This is a genomic window from Bacteroides caecigallinarum (assembly GCF_021530995.1).
Taxonomy (GTDB): domain Bacteria; phylum Bacteroidota; class Bacteroidia; order Bacteroidales; family Bacteroidaceae; genus Phocaeicola; species Phocaeicola faecigallinarum.
This window is the reverse complement of the sequence record NZ_JADYTF010000339.1, coordinates 1-260: the sequence shown is the minus strand read 5'-3', so window position 1 is coordinate 260 and position 260 is coordinate 1. Positions and strand designations below refer to the sequence as shown.

Annotated in this window: 1 pseudogene; it reads left to right on the top strand. The window is 57.3% G+C overall.

Annotated elements, in window-relative coordinates:
• Positions 1-260, top strand: a pseudogene (locus I6E24_RS16930) (M43 family zinc metalloprotease); the annotation flags it as partial.

The following is a 260-nucleotide window of genomic DNA, read 5'->3' as shown; positions in this document are numbered from 1 at the left end:
GCAACTATTTCAACCTCCCCGGGCAGACAGAGACCGGCGTGCGCTTTGTGGCCGCCACCACCGCGCCCGACGGTACGCCGCTTGAAACTCCCGGCATCGTCCACGAGAAGGAGGCCGTGGAGATAGATTACGAGAACGTCGAGCTTGACGACCGGTATATATGGGACAATGAGCATGCGCTCAATGTGTGGGTCAGCCCGATCAATAATGTGTACGAGGACGAGTACAGCATATTCGCCGGGTTCTCGTTTTTCCCCTAC